Genomic DNA, 23983 nt, shown 5'->3' on the forward strand with positions numbered 1-23983 from the left:
TGGTGACCTCGTGCGGCGCGGGCGCGCTACTTGAGGGTGACGATCCCGCCGGCCTCCTCGAGCTGCGACTTGACGGACTCGGCCTCCTCCTTCGCCACGCCCTCCTTGACGTTGCTCGGGGCGTTGTCCACCAGCTCCTTGGCCTCCTTGAGGCCCAGCCCGGTGACCGCGCGGACCACCTTGATGACCTGGATCTTCTTGTCGCCGGCCGCGTCGAGGCTCACGGTGAAGGAGTCCTGCTCCTCCGCCGCGGCGCCGCCGCCGCCGTCACCGCCGGCCGGGGCGGCCGCCACCGCAACCGGGGCCGCCGCCGAGACGCCGAACGTCTCCTCGATGGCCTTGATCCGCTCGGCGAGCTCGAGCACGGAGATGCTCTTGAGCTCCTCGATCCACTCCTCGGTCGTCGCCATGTGTCGCTCCTGTTCGTGTGAGGGGGTCAGGCCGCCTGCTCGTCCGCGCGCTGCGCGTGCACCGCGCCGAGGCTGCGGGCGAGGCCGCCGATGAGGTTGTTGAGCCCGCCGGCCAGGCCGGTGAGCGGTGCCGCGATGCCGCCGGCGAGCTGGCCGAGCAGCTGCTCCCGGCTCGGGAGCTTGGCGAGGCGCGCCACGTCCGCCTCGGGCAGGTCCTCGCCCTCGAGGAGGCCGCCCTTGATGCGCAGGCCGTCGGGGTGCTCGGAGGCGAAGGTGTCGAGCACCTTGGCCGCCACGGCCGGGTCGCCGCCCACCCAGAGCAGCCCCGTGGGGCCGTCGAGGTACGGCAGCAGGGCCTCGCGGCCCGTCTCGGAGGCCGCCCTGCGGGCGAGGGTGTTCTTCACCACCGTGTACTCGGTGTCCGCGTCGCGGAGCCGGTTGCGCAGCTCGGCGAGCTGCTTGACCGTGAGGCCCCGGAAGTCGGTCGCGAAGACCGTGTCGGAGGCCGTCAGGCGCTCGGTCAGCGACGCGATCGCCTCGGCCTTCTCGTCTCGTCTCAGGGTGTCACCTCCATCGTCCTGCCCGCGCGGGCGGGCGGGAGCGGAGGGGACCCCGGCGGGGCCTCCAGCGCTCGTCGCCAACCTCGCACGGGCCGCCCTGCGGGCAGGTTTGAGGCGGCCGTGCCGCCCCCGTGGGTCTTCGGTCGGGTCGTGCGGTGGGTGCGGGCGCTAGGCCGCGGGCTCCTCCAGGACGTCGGCCGCGGTGGTGCGGGTGGTGTCGATCGGGACGCCCGGGCCCATGGTCTGGGCGATCGTGATCGACTTGAGGTACTTGCCCTTGGCCGCCGCCGGCTTGACCCGGACGATCTCCTCGAGCACGGCCTGGTAGTTCTCGATGAGCTGGCGCTCGTCGAAGGACCGGCGGCCGATGCCGAGGTGGATGATCCCGGCGCGGTCGGTGCGGTACTCGACCTTGCCGGCCTTGACGTCCTCGACGGCCTTGCCGACGTCGAACGTGACGGTGCCGCTCTTCGGGTTCGGCATCTTGCCCGAGGGGCCGAGGATGCGGCCGAGGCGGCCGACCGTGCCCATCATGTCGGGCGTCGCGATGGCGACGTCGAAGTCGGTGAAGCCCTCCTGGACCCGCTTGGCGAGGTCGTCGCCGCCCACGAAGTCGGCGCCCGCGGCCTCGGCCTCGCGCGCCTTGTCGCCCTCGGCGAAGACGGCGACGGTCACCTGCTTGCCGGTGCCGTGGGGCAGCGAGATCGTGCCGCGCAGCTGCTGGTCGGCGTGCCGCACGTTGACGCCCAGGCGGAGGTGGACCTCGACCGTCGGGTCGAAGCGGGTCAGCTCCTGGGACTTGATGAGCCGGACGGCGTGGAGCGGGTGGTAGACCCGCTCGACGTCGATCTCGGACTTCGCCTGCTGGTAGCGCCTGCCGCGCTTGGCCACTGCCCTGTCCTCCCTACCTACGCAGCGTCGACGGTCACGCCCATACTACGCGCCGTCCCCGCGATGATCTTCATGGCCGACTCGACGTCGTTGGCGTTGAGGTCGGGCAGCTTCGTCTCGGCGATCTGGCGCAGCTGCTCGCGCGTGAGGTTGGCGACCTTCTCCTTGTGGGGCTCGGCGCTGCCCTTGTCGATGCCGAGCGCCTGGCGGATGAGGACGGCCGCAGGCGGCGTCTTCGTGATGAAGGTGAACGAGCGGTCCTCGTAGACCGTCACCTCGACCGGCGTGATGGTGCCGTTGCCCGACTGGGTCTGCGCGTTGAACGCCTTGCAGAACTCCATGATGTTGATGCTCGCGCCACCCAGCGCGGGGCCGACGGGCGGGGCCGGTGAGGCCTGGCCGGCGGGGATCTGGAGCTTGATGACCTGCAGGACCTTCTTCGCCATGACGTCCTCGATCGCGGGGCGCGCGCCCCGGGTTTGCGGTGATGCGGGGCCGTGGCCCCGGATGGATCAGGTGAGCTTCTTGACCTGGTCGAACGACAGCTCGGCCGGCGTCTCGCGGCCGAAGATGCTGACGAGCACCTTCAGGCGCCCCTGCTCGGCGTTGATCTCGGCGATCTCGCCGGTGAAGTCCGAGAGCGGGCCGGCGATGACCTTCACGCTCTCGCCCACCGAGAAGTCCGCGCGCACCTTGGGGCGCGCCTCGGTGGCGACGTTCAGGAGCCGGTCCACCTCGCCCTGGCTGAGCGGCACGGGCTCGTTGTCGCGCCCGCCGCCGCCGACGAACCCGGTCACGCCGGGCGTGTTCTTCACCAGCCACAGGGCGTCGGGGGTCATGTCCATGTTGACCAGGACGTAGCCCGGCAGGCGGCGCTTCTCCGTCTGGACCTTCTGGCCGTCCTTCGTCTCCACGACCTGCTCGGTGGGGATGACCACCTCGCGCACGCGCTCGCGCTGGCCCATGGAGATGAGCCGGTGCTCGAGGTTGGCCTTCACCTTCTTCTCGTGGCCCGAGTAGGTGTTGATGACGTACCAGCGGAACAAACGTGCCCCTCGCTAGAAGATGGCGTCCACGACGCGCCGGAACACGGCGTCAAGCGCGGCGAGATAGACGGAGACGATAGCGACGACCACGAGCACGACGGCCGTGGACTGCAGCAGGGTGGTGCGGTCGGGCCAGCTGACCTTGCGGAGCTCCGCGATGACCTCGGTGAGGAACCGCGAGCCCCGGCGCTGCTGGACGACGGCCTTCGTGACCGAGCCGGCCTTGTCGGGCTTGCGCCGCTGACCGGGCGGGTTCGGCTTGGGGCTCTGCGGCGCACGCTGCTGGGCGCGCCGCTTCGCGGGCGGGCGGGCGCCACCCGCGGGCGGCCGCGGGCCGTCCTCGGGGCGTCCCTGTCCCTTTGCGGGTCGGATGCGCGCCATGTCAGTTCATCAGCATTCGTCGTGGCCTACAGGGCCGGAGGGACTCGAACCCCCAACCCCCGGTTTTGGAGACCGGTGCTCTACCAGTTGAGCTACGACCCTCAGAGGAGCCCCGGAGGCGTGGACCGCTACCGGGTCTCCTTGTGCGGCGTGTGCTTGCCGCACCACTTGCAGAACTTGCGGAACTCGATCCGATCGGGCGTGTTCCGCCTGCTCTTGTTGGTCTGGTAGTTCCGACGCTTGCATTCCTCGCAAGCCATCGTCACTGCGATGCGCTGCCCTGTTGCCACAGGTCGACGACTCCGGTCCGGGGACGGGCTCGGCGGAGGGTACCACGCGCGGTGCGCAGGCGGCGCCGCGCGTGGCTCCGCCCAGGCCGCCCCCCGCGAGGCCGGCTGGGGACGGGTCGGCTGGGGGACGGGGTCGGCTGGGGACGGGGTCGGCTGGGGCCGATCCTCTGCGCGGGCGGGACCCGGCCCTGCGGGCCGGGTCGCGCTGAGCGGGTGGTCGACGGCCGTGCCCCTCACGCGGGGACCCGGCCTCTTTCGGGCCGGGTCACGCGGCAAATCGCCCCTGGCCGGGGCGATTTGCGGACCGGCGCACCGCCTTCGGCGGGGCGGGCGCCGGAAACCCCACTGACGTGAGCGTCCATGGTGCGCGTGGGGGTGTGCCCCGCGCCCTCGTGGCCGGTTTTGTCCCGCTCCCGCCTCGGCGGTCGTGTCTACGACCACCTCGTCGCTCGATCAGGTCGTCCGGGACGCAGTGCGACCGGTTCGCCGCGCGGCGCGCCCCGGCGGCGCGTCAGCGTCGACGGAGCCGCGCGGTTGGGGGGCACATTGCCGGAATGGCGCGCCCCGGCCGCCGGGCCGGAGCCGATTCGGCCGGCGCGCCAGCAAGCGTGCCTCGCTTCGACGCAGCGCAGGCCCTCCGGCGAAGCCGGCCGGCCTGGGCGGGCCTCACGCCCGGCGGATCCCGGCGCGGCGCAGGCGCGCCTGGGGGGTCTGGGCGGCGGCGGCCTCCGCCTGGGCGGCGGTGCGCAGGAGGGCGGCGGCGGCGCGCTGCAGGTCGAGCCCCGTGGGGGTCTCCTCCGCGTCGACCCGCAGGCGGGTCGCCAGCCGGCGGTACTCCGCGACGAGCGGGGGGCGGGCCCTCGCGTTGGGCGAGCCGGCGGAGCGCACCCGCTGGCAGAAGGCCTGGACCTCGGCGACCGTGGCCGGCTGCGCGGCGGGGGTCACGACGCGCCCCCCGGATCGCGGCCGACCGACAGCAGCAGCGCCTCGCGGGCGCGCGCGTCGACCGAGAGCAGGAAGCGGCGGCCGCGCGGGCCGAGCTCGAACTCCTCCTGCAGGTCGAAGATGTCGGTGCCGCGGCCGGCGGCGTGCGCGCGCACGCGCAGCGGCGCGTCGGTGTGCCCGTCGAGCGCCCCGAGCCCCTCCGCGAGGCTGGTGCGGGCCCGCTCGGGCAACGGGAGGGGGTCGGGTTCGGTCGCCATGCCGTCCTGATCGGCGGACCCGGGGGGCGTCTTGAGACGGCCGGTCGGCGGCGGACCGGGGCCGCGATCGTCCGCGCGGTGTGGTCTACTGCCGCCGATGAGCGAGTGGTCGGACTGGTACCGCCGCGAGGACCCCACCGGGTGGGTGCTGCCCGCCGTGCTGCGCCGCCGGGCCGAGGCGCACCCGGACCGCGACTACCTGCGGGTCGGTGAGGGGCCGTGGATCAGCTACGGCGAGATGGACCTGCGCGCCAACCGGGTGGCCAACGCGCTGATCGCGCGCGGGCTCCGCAGGGGCGAGACGGTCTCCACGCTCATGCCGAACTGCGAGGAGAACCTCGCCGCCTGGTTCGGCATCCAGCGGGCGGGCGGCGTGCAGTGCCCGATCAACCTCGCCTACCGCGGCGACTTCCTGTCGTGGGTGATCAACCTGCCGCGGTCGCGCTTCCTGGTCATCGACGCGTCGCTGCTCGACCGGCTCGAGCTCGTCGCCGGAGACCTGCCCCACCTCGAGCACGTGTTCGTGCTCGACCGGGGCGTGCGCGAGGGGCCCGACCCGGCGGTGCGCTGGGAGCCGTTCGGCGCGCTGCTGGACGCACCGGACGGCGACCCGGGCATGGAGCCGGCGTGGACCGACGACGCGCGCGTGATGTTCACCTCGGGCACCACCGGCCGCTCGAAGGGGGCGATCAAGCAGCACGCGTCGGACTACTTCTCGGGCCGCACGTACATCGAGGTGTGCGGGGTCACGGAGGAGGACACGTTCTTCTCGTGCCTGCCGCTGTTCCACTCGAACGCGCAGGTGCTCGCCGCCTACCCGGCGATGATCGCCGGCGCGCGCATCGCGTTCGTGGAGCGCTACTCCTCGGCGCGCTTCTGGTCGCAGGTCGTCGACGCGGGCGCGACCATCCTCAACACCGTCAGCGCGATCAACTACTTCATCTGGAACACGCCGCCGGGCGAGCTCGACCGGGCGCACACGGTGAGCCGCATCATGGCCATGCCGGCGCCGCGCGACATCTACACGGCGTTCGAGGAGCGCTTCGGCATCCGCTTCATCGAGGGGTACGGCCTCACCGAGACCGGGATGGTCACGTACCACCCGCCCGGGCGGCCGCCGCGGCCGGGCAGCTGCGGCATCGCCACCCCGGGCTTCGAGGTGTCGGTCGTCGAGCCCGGCACCGACCTGCCGGTGCCGCCCGGCACGCCGGGCGAGATCGTGGTCGACATGAAGATGCCGAACATCGTCATGCGCACCTACGCCGGGATGCCGGAGAAGACGGCCGAGGACTTCCGCAACCTCAAGCTGCACACCGGCGACCTCGGGCGCATGGACGAGGAGGGCTACCTCTGGTTCCTCGACCGGGTCAAGGACTACATCCGCCGGCGCGGCGAGAACGTGAGCTCGGTGGAGGTGGAGCACGTCCTGACCTCGCATCCGGACGTGCTCGAGGCGGCCGCGGTCGGCGTGAAGGCCGGCGAGGGCGCCTCGGCGGAGGACGAGATCCTCGCCTGCCTCGTGCTGCGCGCCGGCCGCGCGCCCGACCTGGGGGCCCTGCTGGACTGGTGCGCCGAGCGCATGCCCTACTTCGCGGTGCCCCGCTACGTGCGCGTGCTCGACGCGCTGCCCAAGACGCCCACCGAGCGGGTGCGCAAGGTGGAGCTGCGCGCCGCGGGGGTCACGGCCGACACGTTCGACCGCATGGCGGCCGGGACGGCGCCGGGGCGGTGAGCGACCCGGACGACCTCGACCTGGGCGAGGCGGCCGACTACATCCTGTCGGAGCGGCCGCGGCTGGACGAGGACGTCGTGTGGGCCGTGCTCACGGAGCTCGGCACCCCGCCGGCGCCCGGCCAGGAGGCGATCGCGCTGGAGCTGCTGGCGAGCGCCCGCCCGGACGTGCGGGCCAAGGACGCCCGCCTGGTGCTGCGCGAGTGGCGCGCGTACGCCGAGCTCGCCGCCGAGTCCGACTGGGACGACTGACCCCCTAGTCCGCGATGGTCGGCTCGGCGGGCGCGAGGGCGCCCGTGATCGCGCCGGCGCAGAGCGCGATGCGCGCCGGCACGCCGGGCGCGCCGCCGCCGAGGACCTCGACGGCCGCGACCGAGACGCTCGACGGCGCGAACCCGGCGTCGGCCGCAACCGCGCGCGCGGCCCCCAGCGCCGCCGCGCTCAGCTGATCCGCCGCCGCGGCGGCGATGGCGGCGTCGAGCGCGCCGGCCAGGGCCCGCAGCGGCGCCCCGCCGGCGTCGGCCGGCCCCTCGGGCCAGGCGACCACCGACCGGCGCGGCCGGCCTGGATCGAGCGAGCCGGCCAGGCGCAGCCCGCGGGCGTAGCGGAAGGGCAGCGCCCGGCCGCCGGCGGGCACGAGCCCGCGCACGCGCACGACGTAGCGGCGCTCGGCGTCCGCGCCGAGCTCCACGTCGGTGGCGATCAGCGGCGCCGGCAGGGTGGCCAGCCGGTCCCGCACGAGCGACGCCGCGCCCTCGGGGGAGTCGATGCGGAGGACCCCGCCGCCGCGGTGGATGCGCACGGCGCCGGCCGCGAGCGGCCCGCGCGCCGGCGGCCCCGGGAGCCGGTCGAGCGGCCCCGACCGGAACACGGCGCCCGGCGAGCCCGCGTCGCGCACGCGGATCGCCCAGTGCAGCTGGCGGGGGCGCGGCGGCAGCTCGACGGTCGCCACGCCGCCGGCCACCGGGGCCGCCACGAGCTCCTCGGCCACCCGCCCGTCGGCGGTCACCCAGAACAGCTCCGCGACCATCCGCGCCGGCGGCGCGAACCCGTCCGCAGCGGTCGCCTGCACCGGGATGGCGTGCGACATGGCTCATGCTGCACCACCCCCGCCGGTCGCGGCAATCACGCCCCGGGGCCACGGCGGGCCCGGCTGCACTAGGCTCTGAGGCGTGTACCGCGACGACGTGGACCGGCTCTTCGCAGACCTGTTCCCGGGCGGCCGCCACGGGGCCTCCAACGAGGCGCGCGCGCCGGTCGATGTCTACCTGACCGACGGGCCGCCGCCCTCGCTCACCGTCGAGCTCGACGTGGCCGGCGTCGACCCCGAGGGCGTCGACGTGCAGCTGAGCGAGGACGTGCTGGTGGTGCGGGGCGAGCGGCGGCGCAGCGGCGAGGGCCGGCGCGCCTACCAGCACGCGGAGATCGCCTGGGGGCCGTTCGAGCGGCGCGTGCGGCTGGGCGTGGAGGTCGACGCGGGGAAGGCCGCGGCCACCTACGAGAACGGCATCCTGCGCATCACCCTGCCGCTCGCGCCGGCGCCGCCGCTGCGACGCGTGCAGATCTCGGTGCGCCGGCCGTGACGAGCGACGCGGGGCGACCCGACGAGCCGCTCGTCGAGCCCGGCGGCGAGGCCGGCGGGCCCGACGCCGAGACGCCCATCCCCGAGTCGCTGGCGATCCTGCCGCTGAAGGAGACCGTCGTCTTCCCGGACGCGGTGGCCCCGCTGGCGATCGGCGAGCCGCGGTCGATCCGGCTCATCGACGAGGTGCTGAACCAGCCGGAGCGGATGCTCGTGCTGGTGGCCTCGCGCGACCCGGAGGCCACGGAGCCGCCGCCGGAGCAGCTCTACGAGGTCGGCACCGCCGCGATCGTGCAGCGCATGGTGCGCGTGCCCGACGGCACGGTGCGCATCCTCGCCCAGGGGCTGCGCCGGGTGCGCATCGGCGACTACACCGCCACCGAGCCGTTCCTGCAGGCGCGGGTCGACGAGATCGTCGACGCGGCCGAGCGCACCACGGAGGTGGAGGCGCTCGCGCGCAACCTGCAGAGCCTCTTCACCCGGATGATCGACCTCGTACCGCACCTGCCGGACGAGCTCGGCGTGGCGGTCACCAACATCGAGGACCCCACCACCCTCTCGTTCCTCATCGCCTCGTCGATCCGCCTGACGCTGCCCGAGCGCCAGGAGCTGCTCGAGGAGACCGACCTCGCCGCGCGCCTGCGCCGCCTGACCGCCCTCTGCTCCCGCGAGCTCGAGCTGCTCGAGCTGGGCGCGAAGATCCAGAGCGACGTCCAGACGGACATGGAGAAGAGCCAGCGCGAGTACTTCCTTCGCCAGCAGCTCAAGGCGATCCGCCAGGAGCTCGGCGAGGGCGGCGAGGGCGGCGAGGAGGTCGAGCAGCTGCGCGAGCGGCTCGACGAGGTCGCCCCGCCCGAGGAGATCCGCACCGCCGCCGAGCGCGAGCTGTCGCGCCTCGAGCGCCTGCCGCCGGAGTCGGCCGAGCACAACGTTGTGCGCACCTACCTCGACTGGATCCTCTCGATCCCGTGGGGGACGGCCACGGAGGACGACCTCGACCTGGAGCGCGCCCGCCGGATCCTCGACGAGGACCACTACGACATCGAGAAGGTCAAGGACCGGATCATCGAGCAGCTCGCCGTCGCGCGGCTGAAGCCCGACGCCGCCGGCCCGATCCTGTGCTTCGTGGGCCCGCCCGGGGTGGGCAAGACGTCGGTGGGGCAGTCGATCGCCAGGGCGCTCGGGCGGAGGTTCGCCCGCATCTCGGTGGGCGGGGTGCGCGACGAGAGCGAGATCCGCGGCCACCGACGCACCTACGTCGGCGCGATGCCGGGCACGATCGTGCGCGCGATCCGCGACGCCGGGGCGATGAACCCGGTGCTGATGGTCGACGAGATCGACAAGATGGGCTCCGACGTGCGCGGCGACCCGTCGTCGGCGATGCTCGAGGTGCTCGACCCGGCGCAGAACTCGACGTTCCGTGACCACTACCTCGACCTCCCGCTCGACCTGTCGCGGGTGCTCTTCCTGTGCACGGCCAACGTGCTCGAGACCATCCCGGGCCCGCTGCTCGACCGCATGGAGGTGATCCGGCTCTCGGGCTACACCGAGGAGGAGAAGCTCCACATCGCCCGCCGCTACCTGCTGCCGCGCCAGCTCGACGCCGCCGGGCTGCCGGAGGGCACGCTGGAGGTGACCGACGACGGGCTGCTCACGATCATCGGCGAGTACACCCGCGAGGCCGGGGTGCGCCAGCTCGAGCGCCGCATCGGCGCGGTGGCGCGGCGCACCGCGCGCCGGGTGGCCGAGGGCGACGCGTCGCCCCGCACGGCCGGCCCCGCGGAGGTGCGCGAGATCCTCGGCCCGGAGCGCATCCACAACGAGGTCAAGCGGCGCACGAGCGAGCCCGGCGTGGCCACCGGCCTGGCGGTCACGGGCGCCGGCGGCGAGATCCTGTTCGTTGAGGCGACCGTCATGCCGGGCGGGGGCAAGCTCACCGTGACCGGCCAGCTGGGCGACGTGATGCGCGAGTCGGCCCAGGCGGCCGTGTCGTTCGTGCGCGCCCGCGCCGGCGCGCTGGACCTTGACCTGGCCGACGACTTCTTCGCCACCCACGACATCCACCTCCACGTGCCCGCCGGCGCGGTGCCGAAGGACGGGCCCTCGGCCGGCGTGACCATGGTGACGGCGCTGGTGTCGGCCCTCTCCGGGCGGCCGGTGAGCGAGGACGTGGCGATGACCGGCGAGATCACCCTCACCGGCCAGGTGCTGCCGATCGGCGGCGTGAAGGAGAAGGTGCTGGCCGCCCACCGCGCGGGCATCCGCGGCGTGGTGCTGCCGAAGCTCAACGAGGACGGCCTCGCCGAGCTGCCGGCCGGCCTCGCCGACGAGATGCGCATCACGCTCGCCGACCGCATCGAGCAGGTGCTCGCCACGGCGCTGGACGGCGCCGCGCCCGACGGCGCGGACGCCGCCCCATCGGAGAGGTCCTAGCCCGCGGTCCCGAAGGCGTCGACCGGGTTGCGCTCCAGCAGCTCGACGCGGTAGCCGTCGGGGTCGCGCACGAAGCAGATGCGCGGGCCGCCGGGGTAGGCCTCGTAGGGCGGCCGCTCCGGCTCGATGCCGTGCTCGGCCAGCCGCGCCAGCTCGGCGTCCATGCCGTCGGACACGGTGAGGGCGATGTGGCCGTAGCCCTCGCCGATCTCGTAGGGCTCGGTGCGCCCGTCGTTGAGGGTCAGCTCCAGGCGGCCCCCGTCGCCGGGCAGGCCGAGGAAGATGACCGTCGCGGTGTCGCCGCCGACCCGGCTGCGGCCGATCTCGCCGAACCCGAGCGCCCCGTAGAACGCGAGCGAGCGCTCCTCGTCGAGCACCCGGATCATCGTGTGGATGAGCTCCTGCACGGCGCCTCCTCCTCCTCGCGGGACCCTGCGGCGCCATCGTAGGGGACGTCCCACGGCGCCGGCCGCCCCCGCGACGACCGGCGCCGGGTGGGACCCCGGCGCGAGCCGCGCCGGGTCGCCGGCCGGGGTCAGCGGCCCCTCGCGCGCAGCTGGGCGCGGATCTCGCCGGCCGGGTGGAGGTCGCTGTGGACGTTGGCGTAGGCGACGCCGTGGGCGATCGCCCGCAGCATCTCGGGGAACTCGCCGGGGGCGATCCCCTGGGCCGCCGGACCGACCACGTCGTCGGCCTCGATGGCGCCCGTGAGCGTCGCGGGCGCGGGCGGGCAGGGCTGGGTCCCGGCCGGGCCGTTGCCGAGGTTCGAGCACAGGAACGCCATGATGCCGCCGCTCTGGTGGCGTCCGCCGAGGTGGATGTGTGCCTGCGAGACCACACCCTCGGTGTCCGCGTAGGCGAGCCGCCAGAGCACGCGCTGCCCCGTCGGGTCGAACCGCGCGTGGAACTCGCCGCTGCCGCTCGTCGAGATGACGAGCGGGTCCTCCTGGTAGCCGGTGAGCCGCTCGTGCACGGACGTCCCGCCGCCACCGCCGTGCGCGAACGCGACCGTGCCGGCCGCCGCGGCCGCGGCGGCCAGGGTGCCTGCCAGCGCCGCCGTCGCGCGCCGATTCATCTGCCTTCCTCCTGTGGAGAGGTGCCGGGGGTCCGCTCTACCCCCGTCCCGGCGCGGCTGTCAATCGACCCGGCCACGCGACCCGGGCACGGAGCCGTGCGCGGGGACGCTCACGACGCCCCGGCCGCGACCCCGCGCGGCGGCGTACTGGGCCGGCGTGTCGACGTCCTCCAGGCCGGCCAGGTGCGGGTCGGCGGCGGCCAGCGCCGGGTCGGCGAGCAGCGTCGCGGCGTCGAGCCACCGCACGGCCAGGCGGTCGAGCAGGCCGCCCATGCGCAGCCGGCCGGCGTCGAGCAGGGCGCGCGCCTCGTCCGCGACGCCGGCGCGGTAGGCGGCGGCGAGCGGCTGCGGGCGGCCACCGCCGGTGACCGGCACCGCCGCGTCGTGGCCGGGACCGAGCAGCGCGAGCACGCGGGCGACCAGCAGCGGGTGCAGGTGCGGCGCGTCGACGCCGGTCACGAACACCCGGCCGGCGCGCCCGCCGAGCGCCTCGAGGCCCGCGACCATGCCCTCCAGCGGCCCGCGGCCGGGGCGGGCGTCGCGGGCCGTCTCAACGCCGGGCGGCAGTGGCGGCAGCCGCTGGCCCGCGGCGCCGACCACCACGACCACGTCGGTGGCCGCCGCGACGACGCCCGCCACGCGCGCCGCGAGCGGGACGCCGTCCCAGGGCAGGTCGGCCTTGGGGCGGCCCATGCGCGACGAGGCCCCGCCCGCCAGCACGATGCCGCCCGTGCCGCTCATCCGCCGATCCTGCTCATGGGCCGGCCGGCGTAGGTCCAGGCGGGGTCGGCCATCCCGTGGCCGGGCCCCTTGCGCGCCACGGCCGCCCGGGCGATCGCCGCGAGCTCGCCGTCGCCCGCCCCGGCGCGCATGGGACCGAGCAGGTCGGTCTCCTCCTCCGCGAACAGGCAGGTGCGCAGCCGGCCGTCGGCGGTCAGGCGCAGCCGGTCGCATGTCGCGCAGAAGGGCTCGGTGACCGACGCCACGAACTCCATCTCGCCCGCGCCGTCGGCGAAGCGCCAGCGCGTGCCGGTGGCCGATGCGCGCGTCGGCGCGGCCGGCACCAGCGGCCACCGCGCGCCGATCATCGCGCGCAGCTCCCCGCCCGAGAGCACCAGGTCGCGGGTCCACTCGCGCGGGGCGTCGAGCGGCATGACCTCGATGAAGCGCACGATCCACGGGCGGGTGCGGGCGGCCTCCGCGAGCGGGAGCACGTCCGGCTCGGAGACCCCGCGCATCGCGACGGCGTTGACCTTCAGCGGCGCGAGCCCCGGGTGGCGCTCGCAGGCGGCGAGCCCGGCGAGCGCGCGGCCGAGGTCGTCGCGGCGGGTGATCCGCGCGAAGCGCTCCGGGTCGAGCGAGTCGATCGAGACGTTGACCCGCGCGAGGCCGGCGGCCACCAGGTCGTCGATCGCGTCGGCCAGCAGCACGCCGTTGGTGGTGAGCGAGACCTCGGCGATGCCCGGCGTGCCGGCCATGCGCCGCACGAGCCCGGCCAGCCCCGGGCGCACGAGCGGCTCGCCGCCCGTCACGCGCACCGCGGCGATCCCCATCGACGCGAAGAGGCGCACCAACCGGGCGATCTCGTCGTCGGTGAGCAGGTCGGCGCGCGGGATCCACTCCATCCCCTCGGCCGGCATGCAGTACCGGCAGCGCAGGTTGCAGCGGTCGGTCACCGAGACCCGCAGCGAGCGGTGGACCCGGCCGAAGCCGTCACGGAGCGCCTCGCCCATCGGCCGATGGTACGACGTCCGGCCGCCGGGATGCCGTCGCGGGCGAACAGTGGCCGGCGCCGGGCGCCTGGGCAGATCCTCTAGCGACGCCCCCGGCCGGCGCCAGGCAGACGATCATGCCGCGATCCGGGGCCCCCGGACGCCAACGACAGGGAGGTCGTACGTGAAGCGCTCTCGCGCACTCGCCACCGTGCTCGCCACGGTCGCGTGCCTCGGCGTCGCCACCGCCGCCGCCGCCGCGCCCGCCGGCGCGCCCGGCACGCGCGCCGCCACGGTCCAGCTCGCCAAGCTCAAGAAGGCCGACGCGCAGTTCCGCGCCACGCTGAAGCGCGCGGCGCCGTGCCGCACGGCGCCCCAGGTGCGCCACGCGGTGAAGATCCGCAACGCCGCCATGCGGAAGGCCGCGCGCTCGTCGGCGCGACAGCTGCGCGCCAAGAGCGTGCGCATGTGGGCGGCCCGGGTGCGGCTCGCCAAGGCCGCCGGCCGCTGCACGGCGACGACGACCCCGGCGACGGGCGCGCCCGTCGTGATCCAGCCCGGCGCGAGCGGCGTGGTCGTGGTGCCCGGCGCTCCCGGGGCCCCGGGCGGCGCGGGCGCGCCCGGCGTGGCATCGCTGAGCGTGGACCTGCCGGTGAAGCCGATCCTCGACGCGCTGCCGATCGACCTGTCGGCCGCGCTCGGCGCGGGCGTGCTGCCCCAGACGATCTCGCTGGTGCCGTCCACCTCGCTCACCGACCCCGTCTGCGCCCTGGCGGGCACGGCGTGCGTGGGCATCTCGACGGCCCAGCTGAAGAGCGTCCTGACGAGCCTGACGAGCGGCGTCCCGCTGGTCGGCCCGCTGCTCACCCCGGTGCTCGACCGGCTCACCGGCGGAAACCTCGCGTCGCTGCTGCGGGTGGAGCGCCTCGGCGACCGCACGCTGCGCATCGTGCCCGTCGGCCCGCTCGCCACCCTGCGGGCGCTGCTCGGCTCGCTGGCCGGCGCGCCCACGAAGGTCGTCGGCAGCCTGCGGGTGAACCCCGCCGCCTGACGGACGCCCCGCCCCTCCCCGCCGCCCGGACGGACGGCGGGGAGGACGGCCCTCTACCCTCGGGCGCCGTGGCGGCCGCCCGCACATCCGATGCCCTGCGGGTGACCGCAGCCGTGGCCGCGGTCGCCTGGGCCGGCGCGGTCGCCCTCGCGCTGCACGAGCGCCGCGCGCTGCCCGCCGCCGACCGGGAGCCGCCGCTCACCGGCGGGCCGCTCGTGAGCGTGGTCGTGCCCGCCCGCGACGAGGCGCGCGGGATCGGGGCGGCGGTGCGCAGCCTGCGGGCGCTGGAGTACCGCGACGTCGACGTCGTGGTCGTGGACGACCGCTCCCGCGACGGCACCGCGGCCGCCGCCCGCGCCGCCGCCGGCGACGACCCGCGCGTACGGGTGGTCGCGGGCGGGCCGCTGCCGGCGGGCTGGGTCGGCAAGCCCTGGGCCTGCCACCAGGGCGCCCGCCTCGCGCGCGGCGAGTGGCTGCTCTTCACCGACGCCGACGTGGTGCACCGGCCCGACTCGCTCGGGCGGGCCCTGGCGCTCGCCCGGCGCCTCGGCCGGGGCGGGGTGACGCTGCTGCCCACGGTCGACTGCGAGGGCGTCGCCGAGCGGGTGGTCACGCCCGCCGCCCTGACGGCGATCGCCACCTTCGTCGCGCCCGGGCCGCTCGCGCGACGGGCGGGCAGCCCGGTGGCGATGGCCGCCGGCGGCTACATCCTGGTGGAGCGCTCGCTGTACCGGGCGGTGGGCGGCCACGAGGCGATCCGGGGGCGCATGGTGGACGACGTCTGGCTCGCCGCGCGCGTGAAGCGCGCGGGCGCCCTCCTGGTACCGCTGCCCGCCGGGCCGCTCGCGCGCCTGCGGATGTACCACGGCGCGCGCGAGGTGTGGGAGGGCTGGTCGAAGAACGCCTCGTTCGCCGCGACGGGCGGGCCCGCGAAGGGGCTGGCGGCCGCCGGGGCGCTGGCCCTGCTCGCGCTCGCGCCGCCGGCCGCGGCCGCCGCCGGCCTGCGCCGCCGCGAGCCGGGCGTCGCCGCGGCCGGGCTCGCCGGGGTCGCCGCCTGCGCCGCCCTGCAGCGCCTGGCGGCCCCGTACGCGGCCACGCCGCGCCGCTACGCGCTCACCCTGCCGCTGGGCCTGCTCGTGCTGGCGGCCGCCACCGCCCGCGGCGCGCTCGACCGGATGCGCGGGCTCGGGCCGCGCTGGCGCGGCCGGCGCTACCCGCTGGCGCGCTGAGCGCGGCGCCGCGGCGCCCGGCCCAGCAGCAGGTCCCGCGCGGAGTTGAGCGCCACGGTGAGCCCCTCGGCCTGCCCGCGGATCGCGGGGTGCAGGCCGGCGACCCGGTCCGGATGGCACCGCGTGATCTGCTCGCGGTAGGCGCGCTCCACCTCGGCCGCCGGGGCGCCGTCGTCCACCCCGAGCAGCGCCGCCGCCTGCCCGGACGTGCGCGGCACGGCCACCGGGTCGACGCGCGCCGGGCCGGGCGCCGCCTGGGGGCGCGGCCGCGGCCGGCGGGCGCGCTCGGCCTCCATCACGGCCCGCTCCTCGGCCAGCAGCGCGCGCTCCGCGACGAGGCGCTCGCGCTCCTCGGCCACCTCGCGGGCGAGGTCGATGAGCCGGCGGTCGCGGGCGGCGGGGTCCTCGCGCAGGGCGCCCAGCATCCGCTCCGGGTCGATGGCCGCCGGGGCGTCGGCCGGCACCTCCCAGCCCGGGCCGGACTCGCCGCGGCGCACCGCCCCGATGAGCTCGGCCAGGCCGAGGTGGGCCCGGTTGCCGAGCGCGGGGCCCTCGGAGGGGGCGAGCCGCACCAGGCGCAGCGACTCCCAGCCCGGCTCGACGAGGAAGGCCGCCGACGACCGGCCGCCGATCAGCATGCGGCGCGCGGGCCGGGCGCGGTGGCCGAGCACGGCGAAGCGCGCGGGCGCCTCGGCGTCGCCGCCCAGCGCGGCGAGCTCGTCGTGCAGGTCGGCCAGGCGGCGGCGCACCTCGCGGCCGTCGGGCCCCTCGGCCGGCAGCTCGCGCGCGGAGGCGAGCGCGACGCCCAGGCCCTCGGCGCCGGCGGACTGGCCGGCGGCCAGCACGCGCCACCAGCGCGCCCAGGGATCGGCCGCGTCGGCGCGCTCGAGCGCGGACAGCGCGGCGTCGGGGTGGTCGAGCGCCAGCAGCGTCGCGGCGAGGGCCGAGGCGGCCCGCGGCGCGTCGCCGAGCGCCGACGACGCGGCGAGCAGCGCCACCTGCCGCCAGCGCCCCTCGGCCCCCCGCGCGGGGGCGGGGCCGGCAGCGATGATGAACGGGTCCGCCATGGGTGAAACCGTAGCGGACGGGTACATCCCGATCCGTGCCGAGGAGCGCCCCGTGAACCGTCTCGCCGGCGAGTCCAGCCTGTACCTGCGCCAGCACGCGGACAACCCCGTGGACTGGTACCCGTGGGGCGAGGAGGCCCTCGCGCGGGCCCGCGACGAGGACCGGCCGATCCTGCTGTCGGTGGGCTACTCGTCGTGCCACTGGTGCCACGTGATGGCCCATGAGTCGTTCGAGGACGAGGCGACCGCGGCCACGATGAACGAGCTGTTCGTCAACGTGAAGGTCGACCGCGAGGAGCGCCCGGACGTCGACGCGCTCTACATGCAGGCGACGGTGGCCCTGACCGGCCAGGGCGGCTGGCCGATGACGGTCTTCCTCACCCCCGACGGCCGGCCCTTCTACGCCGGAACGTACTTCCCGCGCACGCCGCGCGGCGGGCTGCCGGGCTTCGCCGACCTCTGCCGGGCGCTCGCGGCGGCCTACCGCGACCGCCGCGACGACGTCGAGGCGCAGGCCCGCGAGGTGGCCGGGCGCCTGACCGCGATGGCCGCGCGTCGAGCGTCGGCGGAGCCGCTCGACCGCCAGGTGATCGCCGACGCGATGGTCGGGCTCGCGCGCCAGTTCGACCCCGCGGACGGCGGGTTCGGGGGCGCGCCCAAGTTCCCGCCCTCGCTCGCCCTCGAGTTCCTGCTGCGCCGCCTGTGGGCGCGGCCGGGCGACCACAACGCGCGCGAGATGGCCTGGCTGACGCTCGCCAGGATGGCCGCCGGCGGCATGTACGACCAGGTGGGCGGCGGGTTCCACCGCTACTCGGTCGACGGCCACTGGCTGGTGCCGCACTTCGAGAAGATGCTCTACGACAACGCCCTGCTGGCGGCCGACTACGCGCTGGCGTACCGGGTGGGCGGCGAGCCCGACCACCGCCGGGTGGCGCAGGAGACGCTCGACTACCTGCTGCGCGAGATGCGGCTGCCCGGCGGGGCCTTCGCGGCGGCCCAGGACGCCGACTCGCCGGGGGGCGAGGGCGCCTTCTTCGTCTGGACGCCGGAGGAGCTCGAGCGCCTGCTGCCGCCGGCCCAGGCCCGGGCGGTCACGCTGCGCTACGGCGTGCGCCCGGAGGGCAACTTCGAGGGCCGCTCGCTGCTGCACGTGGCGGCGCCGCTCGAGGCGGTCTCGCAGGAGCTCGGCGAGGACGCCGGGCCGCTGCTGGAGGCGGCGCGGGCGGCGCTCTACGCCGCGCGCGCGGAGCGGCCGGCACCCGCGCGCGACGACAAGGTGCTCGCCGCCTGGAACGGCCTCGCCATCGCCGCGCTCGCCGACGCCGGCACGACGCTCGGCCGGCCCGACTACCTCGACGCCGCCACGGCGGCGGCGGCCTTCGTGCTCGGCGAGATGGTCGTCGACGGGCGCCTGCGCCGGGTGCACACCGGCGCGGAGGCGGTCCACCTGGGCCAGCTCGACGACCACGCCGACCTGAGCCACGGGCTGCTGCGCCTGTACGAGGCGACGTTCGAGCCGCGCTGGCTGCTGGCGGCGCGCGAGCTGGCGGCGCGCATGGTCGAGCTCTTCGCCGACCCCGAGCGGGGCGGGTTCTTCTACACCGGGACCGACGCCGAGCGGCTGGTCGCGCGCACCCGCGAGGTCGAGGACCACCCGACGCCCTCGGGGAACTCCCAGGCCGCGCGCGTGCTGCTGCGGCTGGCCGACCTGACCGGCGACGCGGAGCTCGAGGAGCTCGCCCTCGGCGCCCTGCGGCTGGTGCGGGCCGAGATGGCCCGCTTCCCCCAGGCGTTCGGCGCGGCGCTGGTCGCCCTGGACCACCACCTCGCCGAGCGGCGCGAGATCGCCGTCGCCGGACCCCGCGACGACCCGCGCACTGCCGACCTGGTGCGCGCCGCCCGGGAGGCGGCGGGGCCCCACGACGCGATCGCCGCGGGCGACCCGGCCGACGCCGCCGCCACGGTGGCCGCCCCGCTGCTGGCGGACCGGCCCCTGGTCGGCGGCGCGCCCGCCGCGTACGTGTGCCGCCGCTTCGCCTGCCTGGCGCCGGTCACCGATCCCGACGCGCTGCGGGCCGCGCTCGCGGAGGGCGCCGCCGGCTGACGCGGGGGCGGTCAGTCGAGGTGCGGCTCCAGCACGATGGCGCCGCGCTCGCCGGTGCGCACGCGGATCGCCTCCTCGATGTCGAACACGAAGATCTTGCCGTCGCCCGGCTGGCCGGTGTGGGCGAGCTCGAGGATGCAGTCGATCGCGCGCTCGAGGTCGGCGTCATCGACCGCGATCTCGAGCTTGAGCTTGGGACGCAGGAAGACCGACTTGCCGACGCCGCGGTACTTCTCGGTGAAGCCCTTCTGGCGGCCGGAGCCCTTCACCTCGCTGACGGTCATCGACGGCAGGCCCCGCTCGACGAGCGCCTCGTGGATCGCCTCCAGCGCCTCGTGGCGGATGAACGCCTCGATCTTCTTCACCTCACGCCCTCCGGGAGATGGCGCCGCCCCCGGGGCGGCGCGCGGTTTGACCGCTGCATGTTCCACCATCCGGGGCGCGGATGGCACCGGCCGGGCCGATTGCGGACGCCCGTGCCGTGGTGTCTGATTGCCCCGCGCGGGGGGAGGGGCCCGCATCCGCATTTCCGACAGAGGGGATACGAGGTGAAGCAGAGGCTCCGATGGACCGCCGCGGCGCTCGCGGTGGCCGGCGGCGTGGCGGGGGTCCCCGTGGCCGCGTCGGCGGCGGTGACCGTCGTCGCGGACAACCTGAACAACCCGCGCGGCGTCACGATCGCCCCCGACGGCAGCGTCTACGTCGCCGAGGCCGGCACGGCCGGCCCGCGGTGCGACGGCGCGGGGCAGGACGCGTCGTGCATCGGCGCGTCGGGCTCGGTGACGCGCGTCCGGGACGGCGTGGCGACCCGCGTCGTGCGCGGCCTGCTCTCGGCCGGCGGCCAGGACGGCTCGTTCACGACCGGGGCGGACGGGGTGTCGGTCACCGCCAACGGCTCGGTCTACATCGCGATGTCGGCGAGCGACTGCAAGCCGCTGCCGCGCGCCGTGCCGGCGCCGCTGCGCCTGCAGGCCGGCCGCCTGATGATGCTGGGCCCGCGCGACATGCTGCGGCGGGTGACGAACGTCGCGTCGGTGGAGTGCCGCACCAACCCCGACGGCCAGGACCGCAACAGCAACCCGTACGCCGTGCTGGCGCTCGGCGGCGGCCGCGCGATCGTGGTCGATGCGGGCGCCAACACGCTGGTGAGCGTGAAGGGGCGCCGGGCGGGCACGCTGGCGGTGTTCCCGCTGCGCGACGGGCGCCAGTTCGTGCCGACCTCCATCGCGCTCGGCCCCGACGGCGCCTACTACGTCGGCGGCCTCGACGAGGGCGCCGGCGCGGGCAGGGCCCGCGTCTTCCGGGTGCGGCACGGCGGTCGCCCGACCGTCTACCGGACCGGCTTCACGAACATCACTGGGCTCGCCTTCGGGCCGGACGGCTCGCTCTACGTGACCCAGCTCGCGCGGCGCGGGCTGCAGTCCAACCAGCCGGGCGGCTCGGTCGTGCGCGTGGCGCCCGACGGCTCGCGCACCGAGCTCGGCGTGGGCGAGCTGTTCTTCCCGGCGGGCGCGGCGGTCGACGCCTCCGGCGCGCTCTACGTCTCCAACTACAGCGTGCTGCCCGGCAGGCCGGCCCCGGCGGGCCCCTTCAGGGGCAAGCGCGGCCAGCTGGTGCGCGTCACGCCGTAGCCCCGCCCCGGCCGCCGTCTCCCGGGGCCGCGGGGGACGGCGGCCGGGCCGGGCGCGCGGGGCAGGCGCTATCCTGCCGCCGATGGCCGATCTCGACGAGCTCCGGACGATGATCGAGGCCGCGCTCCCGGGCGCGACCGCGCAGATCGTCGACCAGGGCGGCGGCGACCACCTCGCCGCGCAGGTGGTGGCGCCGCAGTTCGCCGGCCTCTCGCGCCTGGAGCAGCACAAGCTCGTCTACGCGGCGGTCCAGCCGCGCTTCGACGACGGCAGCATCCACGCGCTCGCCCTCAAGACCCGCGCACCGGAGGCGACATGAGCGACACGGCCACCATGACCGAGCAGGAGATCCTCGACCAGATCACCCGTGAGGTCGCCGAGAACCGGGTCTTCCTCTACATGAAGGGGACCCCCGAGATGCCGCGCTGCGGCTTCTCCAACCAGGTCGTCCAGATCCTCAACCACCTGGGCGCCGAGTACGGGGCCCGCGACATCCTGGCGGACCCGCGCATCCGCGAGGTGCTCTCCTCCTGGTCCGACTGGCCGACGATCCCGCAGCTGTTCGTCGACGGCAAGCTGGTCGGCGGCTGCGACATCGTCACCGAGATGTTCCAGGAGGGCGAGCTCCAGAAGGTCCTGCCGGCGGCGGGCTGACGCCCCCGGCGGCGGCGGGCCGCCCCGTGAACGCCCCCTCGTTCGCGCCCGATGAGCCGCTCGCCGAGCTGCACGCGCACCTCGGCGGCGGCGTCGACGCGGCCACGATGTGGGAGCTGGCCCACGAGCAGGGCATCCGGCTGCCCTACCGCGACTACTGGGAGTTCGCGGCCGCCACGAACGTCGGCACCGGCACGGAGGGCCTCGACGGCCTCGACCGGATCTACCACCTCACGGAGCTCATCCAGAGCAGCCCGGAGGGGGTGTTCCGGGCGGTGCACGGGATGATCTCCGGCGGTTACCGCTCGCAGCGCATCACGACCCACGAGGTGCGCTTCAACCCCGCCAAGCGCAACCGCGGCGGCGAGCGCGACCTGGACGCCATCGTGATGGCGGCGGTCCACGCGATCGACCGCTCGACCCTGCAGTACCCCGTGCGCGCAGGGCTGGTGCTGATGATGGACCGCGGCTTCCCCCACGAGCTCAACGCGGCGGTCGTCGAGCGGGCGATCCGCTTCCGCGACCGGGGCGTCGTGGCGATCGACATCGGCGGCCCCCGGCCGGGCGGCAGCGGGCCGCCCTACCCGTACCGCGACCTGGCGCCGCTCGTGGCGCGGGCCCGCGACGCGGGCCTCGGCGTGACGCTCCACGCGGGCGAGGAGGGGGTCAACGCGCCCGACCCCGCGCCCTACATCGAGGAGATGCTCCAGGTGCTGGCCCTCGGGGTCGACCGGGTGGGGCACGGCATCATCACCGCGATGGAGCCGCGGCTGCAGGAGGCCGTGCTCGAGGCCGGCGTCGTGCTCGAGATCTGCCCCACCTCCAACGTGCGCACCGGCGCGGTGCGCGACGAGGCCCAGATGGCGGAGATCGTCTACGTGCTCGAGTCGGCCGGCATCCCGCTGGTGGTGGCGACCGACGGGCCCGAGATGATCGGCACCCGGCTGCGCGCCGAGTACGCGATGCTCGTGCGCCTGGGGGCGCTGTCGCGCGAGGCGGCCCGGCGCGCCAACGCCCGCGCCCACGACGTCTCGTTCATCACCGCGCCCGTGCGCGCGGCAGCACCGTGAAGGTCGCCCGCGCGGCCGGCGAGCGCCGCCCGGCGCTGGCCGCGGTCACGCTCACCCGGTAGGCGCCCGGGGCGAGGCGCGCGCGGCCGATCCGCGCGGGCACGCGCAGCGTCACGCGCCCCGCCGCGGCGCGCCGCGTGACGACGCCCACCCGCCGGTGGAGGATGCAGCGCGCGCGGCGCGGCACGCCCGCGCCGGGCCGCACGGCGAGGCAGCGGCGGCCGGCCCGGCGGCCGGCGACGCGGCGCTCCACGATCACCCGCACGCTGGCCCGCAGGCTGAGGCGCAGGCCCAGCGTGACCGGGCGGCCCGCGACCACGCGCCGCGGACGCAGGGTGAGGCCCTGCACGCGGGGTCGCGCCGCGACCCGGCCGGCGACCGCCGCGGTCGTGAAGGTGCGGTCCTCGCCCGTGGCCACGCCGTCGGGGCCGGTGGCCACCACCCGGTAGTGGTAGAGCGTCCCGGGGCGCAGGTTCGCCACGATCGCGGTGGCGGCCGCGGGCCCGGCGCCGGGCGGCAGGGCGCCCTCGCCGGTGGCGGTGCCGTACGCCGGCGTGGCGCCGATCTCGATGCGGTAGGTGGTCGCGAGGCCCCGGCCGTCGACCGTCCCGCCCACGCGGGCGGCGGTCGCCGAGATCTCGGTGGCGCCGCCGGTCACCACCAGCGGCGGCGCCAGCTCGTGCGCGCCGGCGTCGCAGGGGGCCCCGGCCGCGAGCGCCACGCCGCGCGCGTCGGCGCCCGCGCATGCGGGGCCGGCGGGCACGGCGTCGGCGGCGGCGCCGCCGGCCGACGGCCGCATGGTCGGCACCGGGCCGCCGGTGTCGGCGAGCGGCGCCAGGCCCGGGTCGCCCGCCGCACCGGGGCAGCCCGGGGCGGCGTGCGCCACGTCGCCCGGCCCGGCGGCCGGCGCGGCGCCGGCGCACCCGTTGCCGCTCGCGACCGAGGCGGTCAGCGAAGCGCCCGGCGCCAGCAGCAGCCCCGCCGACGCCCCAGATCCCGGGGCGCCCGCCGCGCCCGGCGCCCCGGCGGCGCCGCCCGCGGCCGCGGCGCCGGGGCCGCCGGCGCCGTTGCCCGCGATCGTCAGGTGGGCCATCGCCGCGCCGGCGAGGTCGGCGACGCCGCCGCCCCGCCCGCCGGGGCCGCCCGGGCCGCCCGCGCTGCCCTCGCCGCCCGTGCCCGCGCCGCCGCCCCCGCCGCCCGCCCGCCCGGTTGGCGGCGATCGTGGACGCCCCCAGCGACGCGGGGCCGCCCAGCACCGCCAGGCCCGCGCCGTCGCCGCCGGCCCCGCCCGCGCCGCCCGCGCCGTCGCCGCCCGGATCGCCGTGGGTGCCGAACGCGCCGGCGCCGGTGCCGCCCGCGCCGCCGGCCCCGGTCAGGTTGCGGGCCACGGCGGCGCGCTCCAGCGCCAGCCCCGCGGCGGCGCGCACGCCGCCCCCGCTGCCGCCGTCGCCGCCCCGGCCGCCGGCGCCGTCGCCCCCGGGCGCGGCGACCCCGCCGCCCGACGCCGTGCCGCCGGTGCCCGGCCCGCCGGCGCCGCCCGCGCCGGACACGTTGTCGATCACCGACGATCCGCGCAGGGTCAGCGGGCCCCCGGCGTCGACGCCGCCGGCCCCGCCGTCGCCGCCCCCGCCGCCGGCACCGTCGCCGCCCGCGATGCCCGGCGGCGGGGGGTCGCCGCCGCGGCCGGCCCCGCCGGCGCCGCCCGCGCCACCGCGGTTGCCGGCCACCGTGCTCTCGTCGATCGTCAGCGGCGCCGCGGCGGCCACGCCGCCGGCCCCGCCGCGGCCCCCGGGCCCGCCCACGCCGTCGCCGGCCTCGCCGCCCGCGCCGAGCGCCGCCCCGGTCGCCGCGCCGCCCGCGCCCC

General features: G+C 76.7%; 28 protein-coding genes and 1 tRNA gene. 11 read left to right on the top strand and 18 right to left on the bottom strand.

What is annotated here, in order from left to right; all coding sequences use genetic code 11:
• Window positions 1-26: 26 nt before the first annotated feature.
• The 10 genes from rplL to ITJ85_RS14170 all read right to left on the bottom strand — a co-directional run bounded on the left by rplL (window position 27) and on the right by ITJ85_RS14170 (window position 4780).
• Window positions 27-410 carry a 50S ribosomal protein L7/L12 gene (gene rplL / locus ITJ85_RS14125; protein ID WP_217913742.1) on the bottom strand — a complete coding sequence of 128 codons (384 nt, stop codon included), beginning with the start codon at window positions 408-410 and terminating at the stop codon, window positions 27-29.
• A gap of 26 nt (window positions 411-436) precedes the next feature.
• Entirely contained in the window at window positions 437-1051 is a 615-nt protein-coding gene (gene rplJ, locus ITJ85_RS14130; protein WP_217913743.1) for a 50S ribosomal protein L10, read from the bottom strand.
• 87 nt (window positions 1052-1138) lie between these two features.
• Window positions 1139-1861 (bottom strand): 50S ribosomal protein L1, encoded by a 723-nt coding sequence (gene rplA / locus ITJ85_RS14135; protein ID WP_217913744.1) that lies wholly within the window; start codon window positions 1859-1861, stop codon window positions 1139-1141.
• 17 nt (window positions 1862-1878) lie between these two features.
• On the bottom strand, window positions 1879-2307 hold the full coding sequence (rplK, locus tag ITJ85_RS14140; RefSeq protein ID WP_217913745.1) for a 50S ribosomal protein L11: 429 nt from the start codon (window positions 2305-2307) through the stop codon (window positions 1879-1881).
• A 66-nt stretch (window positions 2308-2373) separates the two neighbouring features.
• On the bottom strand, window positions 2374-2907 hold the full coding sequence (gene nusG, locus ITJ85_RS14145; protein WP_217913746.1) for a transcription termination/antitermination protein NusG: 534 nt from the start codon (window positions 2905-2907) through the stop codon (window positions 2374-2376).
• A 12-nt stretch (window positions 2908-2919) separates the two neighbouring features.
• The gene (secE, locus tag ITJ85_RS14150; RefSeq protein WP_217913747.1) at window positions 2920-3288 is read right to left on the bottom strand and encodes a preprotein translocase subunit SecE; all 369 of its coding nucleotides are present in this window, start codon (window positions 3286-3288) and stop codon (window positions 2920-2922) included.
• 29 nt (window positions 3289-3317) lie between these two features.
• A tRNA-Trp gene (locus ITJ85_RS14155) sits at window positions 3318-3390 on the bottom strand.
• Window positions 3391-3416: 26 nt separating this feature from the next.
• Window positions 3417-3578, bottom strand: a complete 162-nt coding sequence (gene rpmG, locus ITJ85_RS14160; RefSeq protein ID WP_281412202.1) for a 50S ribosomal protein L33 — start codon at window positions 3576-3578, stop codon at window positions 3417-3419.
• A 666-nt stretch (window positions 3579-4244) separates the two neighbouring features.
• A complete protein-coding gene (locus ITJ85_RS14165; RefSeq protein WP_217913749.1) occupies window positions 4245-4523 on the bottom strand; it encodes a hypothetical protein in 279 nt (92 codons plus the stop codon).
• Window positions 4520-4780, bottom strand: coding sequence for a hypothetical protein (locus ITJ85_RS14170; RefSeq protein WP_217913750.1), 261 nt, complete (start codon window positions 4778-4780; stop codon window positions 4520-4522). The genes ITJ85_RS14165 and ITJ85_RS14170 overlap by 4 nt, the downstream gene beginning before the upstream one ends.
• A 97-nt stretch (window positions 4781-4877) precedes the next feature.
• On the opposite strand from ITJ85_RS14170, the gene ITJ85_RS14175 reads away from it, so the two are divergent.
• Window positions 4878-6512: an AMP-binding protein gene (locus ITJ85_RS14175; RefSeq protein ID WP_217913751.1), complete on the top strand. Its 1635-nt coding sequence runs from the start codon at window positions 4878-4880 to the stop codon at window positions 6510-6512.
• Complete coding sequence (locus tag ITJ85_RS14180) at window positions 6509-6763, top strand: hypothetical protein (protein WP_217913752.1); 255 nt, start codon at window positions 6509-6511, stop codon at window positions 6761-6763. The genes ITJ85_RS14175 and ITJ85_RS14180 overlap by 4 nt, the downstream gene beginning before the upstream one ends.
• A gap of 4 nt (window positions 6764-6767) precedes the next feature.
• Here the strand turns inward: ITJ85_RS14180 and ITJ85_RS14185 are convergent, their stop codons facing one another.
• Entirely contained in the window at window positions 6768-7601 is an 834-nt protein-coding gene (locus ITJ85_RS14185; RefSeq protein ID WP_217913753.1) for a hypothetical protein, read from the bottom strand.
• Window positions 7602-7683: 82 nt separating this feature from the next.
• Between ITJ85_RS14185 and ITJ85_RS14190 the strand changes: the two genes are divergently transcribed.
• Together ITJ85_RS14190 and lon are read left to right on the top strand one after the other, a co-directional pair.
• Window positions 7684-8094, top strand: a complete 411-nt coding sequence (locus ITJ85_RS14190) for an Hsp20/alpha crystallin family protein (RefSeq protein WP_217913754.1) — start codon at window positions 7684-7686, stop codon at window positions 8092-8094.
• Complete coding sequence (lon, locus tag ITJ85_RS14195; RefSeq protein ID WP_217913755.1) at window positions 8091-10526, top strand: endopeptidase La; 2436 nt, start codon at window positions 8091-8093, stop codon at window positions 10524-10526. The genes ITJ85_RS14190 and lon overlap by 4 nt, the downstream gene beginning before the upstream one ends.
• On the opposite strand, the gene ITJ85_RS14200 is transcribed toward lon, so the two are convergent.
• From ITJ85_RS14200 to moaA, 4 genes are all read right to left on the bottom strand, one after another.
• Window positions 10523-10933: a VOC family protein gene (locus ITJ85_RS14200; protein ID WP_217913756.1), complete on the bottom strand. Its 411-nt coding sequence runs from the start codon at window positions 10931-10933 to the stop codon at window positions 10523-10525. The two genes, lon and ITJ85_RS14200, sit on opposite strands and share 4 nt — an antisense overlap.
• Window positions 10934-11061: 128 nt before the next feature.
• Window positions 11062-11601 (bottom strand): CHRD domain-containing protein, encoded by a 540-nt coding sequence (locus ITJ85_RS14205; protein ID WP_217913757.1) that lies wholly within the window; start codon window positions 11599-11601, stop codon window positions 11062-11064.
• Window positions 11602-11661: 60 nt separating this feature from the next.
• Window positions 11662-12342, bottom strand: a complete 681-nt coding sequence (mobA, locus tag ITJ85_RS14210) for a molybdenum cofactor guanylyltransferase (RefSeq protein WP_217913758.1) — start codon at window positions 12340-12342, stop codon at window positions 11662-11664.
• Complete coding sequence (moaA, locus tag ITJ85_RS14215) at window positions 12339-13334, bottom strand: GTP 3',8-cyclase MoaA (protein WP_217913759.1); 996 nt, start codon at window positions 13332-13334, stop codon at window positions 12339-12341. Before moaA ends, mobA begins: the two co-directional genes overlap by 4 nt.
• 163 nt (window positions 13335-13497) lie before the next feature.
• Here moaA and ITJ85_RS14220 point away from each other — a divergent pair, with 163 nt between their 5' ends.
• Together ITJ85_RS14220 and ITJ85_RS14225 are read left to right on the top strand one after the other, a co-directional pair.
• Window positions 13498-14364 (top strand): hypothetical protein, encoded by an 867-nt coding sequence (locus ITJ85_RS14220; RefSeq protein WP_217913760.1) that lies wholly within the window; start codon window positions 13498-13500, stop codon window positions 14362-14364.
• Window positions 14365-14432: 68 nt separating this feature from the next.
• Complete coding sequence (locus tag ITJ85_RS14225) at window positions 14433-15593, top strand: glycosyltransferase family 2 protein (protein ID WP_217913761.1); 1161 nt, start codon at window positions 14433-14435, stop codon at window positions 15591-15593.
• On the opposite strand, the gene ITJ85_RS14230 is transcribed toward ITJ85_RS14225, so the two are convergent.
• Entirely contained in the window at window positions 15575-16660 is a 1086-nt protein-coding gene (locus ITJ85_RS14230) for a J domain-containing protein (RefSeq protein WP_217913762.1), read from the bottom strand. The genes ITJ85_RS14225 and ITJ85_RS14230 overlap by 19 nt on opposite strands.
• Before the next feature lie 52 nt (window positions 16661-16712).
• Here ITJ85_RS14230 and ITJ85_RS14235 point away from each other — a divergent pair, with 52 nt between their 5' ends.
• The gene (locus tag ITJ85_RS14235; RefSeq protein WP_217913763.1) at window positions 16713-18764 is read left to right on the top strand and encodes a thioredoxin domain-containing protein; all 2052 of its coding nucleotides are present in this window, start codon (window positions 16713-16715) and stop codon (window positions 18762-18764) included.
• Window positions 18765-18775: 11 nt separating this feature from the next.
• On the opposite strand, the gene ITJ85_RS14240 is transcribed toward ITJ85_RS14235, so the two are convergent.
• Window positions 18776-19129, bottom strand: a complete 354-nt coding sequence (locus ITJ85_RS14240) for a P-II family nitrogen regulator (RefSeq protein WP_217913764.1) — start codon at window positions 19127-19129, stop codon at window positions 18776-18778.
• Window positions 19130-19312: 183 nt separating this feature from the next.
• Between ITJ85_RS14240 and ITJ85_RS14245 the strand changes: the two genes are divergently transcribed.
• From ITJ85_RS14245 to ITJ85_RS14260, 4 genes are all read left to right on the top strand, one after another.
• Window positions 19313-20395 (top strand): ScyD/ScyE family protein, encoded by a 1083-nt coding sequence (locus tag ITJ85_RS14245; protein ID WP_217913765.1) that lies wholly within the window; start codon window positions 19313-19315, stop codon window positions 20393-20395.
• Window positions 20396-20477: 82 nt separating this feature from the next.
• Window positions 20478-20714, top strand: coding sequence for a BolA family protein (locus ITJ85_RS14250; protein ID WP_217913766.1), 237 nt, complete (start codon window positions 20478-20480; stop codon window positions 20712-20714).
• Complete coding sequence (gene grxD, locus ITJ85_RS14255) at window positions 20711-21049, top strand: Grx4 family monothiol glutaredoxin (RefSeq protein WP_246496271.1); 339 nt, start codon at window positions 20711-20713, stop codon at window positions 21047-21049. The genes ITJ85_RS14250 and grxD overlap by 4 nt, the downstream gene beginning before the upstream one ends.
• A 26-nt stretch (window positions 21050-21075) precedes the next feature.
• Entirely contained in the window at window positions 21076-22119 is a 1044-nt protein-coding gene (locus tag ITJ85_RS14260) for an adenosine deaminase family protein (RefSeq protein ID WP_217913767.1), read from the top strand.
• On the opposite strand, the gene ITJ85_RS14265 is transcribed toward ITJ85_RS14260, so the two are convergent.
• Complete coding sequence (locus ITJ85_RS14265; protein WP_217913768.1) at window positions 22088-23212, bottom strand: fibronectin type III domain-containing protein; 1125 nt, start codon at window positions 23210-23212, stop codon at window positions 22088-22090. The genes ITJ85_RS14260 and ITJ85_RS14265 overlap by 32 nt on opposite strands.
• Window positions 23213-23983: the final 771 nt, after the last annotated feature.

This window comes from Miltoncostaea marina (assembly GCF_018141525.1).
Lineage (GTDB): Bacteria > Actinomycetota > Thermoleophilia > Miltoncostaeales > Miltoncostaeaceae > Miltoncostaea > Miltoncostaea marina.

Coding starts and splice junctions, on each gene's coding strand:
- mobA (WP_217913758.1), bottom strand. CDS start 12,342: ATGAGCGGCACGGGCGGCATCGTGCTGGCGGGCGGGGCCTCGTCGCGC.
- ITJ85_RS14170 (WP_217913750.1), bottom strand. CDS start 4,780: ATGGCGACCGAACCCGACCCCCTCCCGTTGCCCGAGCGGGCCCGCACC.
- rplL (WP_217913742.1), bottom strand. CDS start 410: ATGGCGACGACCGAGGAGTGGATCGAGGAGCTCAAGAGCATCTCCGTG.
- ITJ85_RS14250 (WP_217913766.1), top strand. CDS start 20,478: ATGGCCGATCTCGACGAGCTCCGGACGATGATCGAGGCCGCGCTCCCG.
- grxD (WP_246496271.1), top strand. CDS start 20,711: ATGAGCGACACGGCCACCATGACCGAGCAGGAGATCCTCGACCAGATC.
- ITJ85_RS14265 (WP_217913768.1), bottom strand. CDS start 23,212: ATGGCCCACCTGACGATCGCGGGCAACGGCGCCGGCGGCCCCGGCGCC.
- ITJ85_RS14230 (WP_217913762.1), bottom strand. CDS start 16,660: ATGGCGGACCCGTTCATCATCGCTGCCGGCCCCGCCCCCGCGCGGGGG.
- ITJ85_RS14205 (WP_217913757.1), bottom strand. CDS start 11,601: ATGAATCGGCGCGCGACGGCGGCGCTGGCAGGCACCCTGGCCGCCGCG.
- ITJ85_RS14185 (WP_217913753.1), bottom strand. CDS start 7,601: ATGTCGCACGCCATCCCGGTGCAGGCGACCGCTGCGGACGGGTTCGCG.
- moaA (WP_217913759.1), bottom strand. CDS start 13,334: ATGGGCGAGGCGCTCCGTGACGGCTTCGGCCGGGTCCACCGCTCGCTG.
- rplK (WP_217913745.1), bottom strand. CDS start 2,307: ATGGCGAAGAAGGTCCTGCAGGTCATCAAGCTCCAGATCCCCGCCGGC.
- ITJ85_RS14175 (WP_217913751.1), top strand. CDS start 4,878: ATGAGCGAGTGGTCGGACTGGTACCGCCGCGAGGACCCCACCGGGTGG.
- secE (WP_217913747.1), bottom strand. CDS start 3,288: ATGGCGCGCATCCGACCCGCAAAGGGACAGGGACGCCCCGAGGACGGC.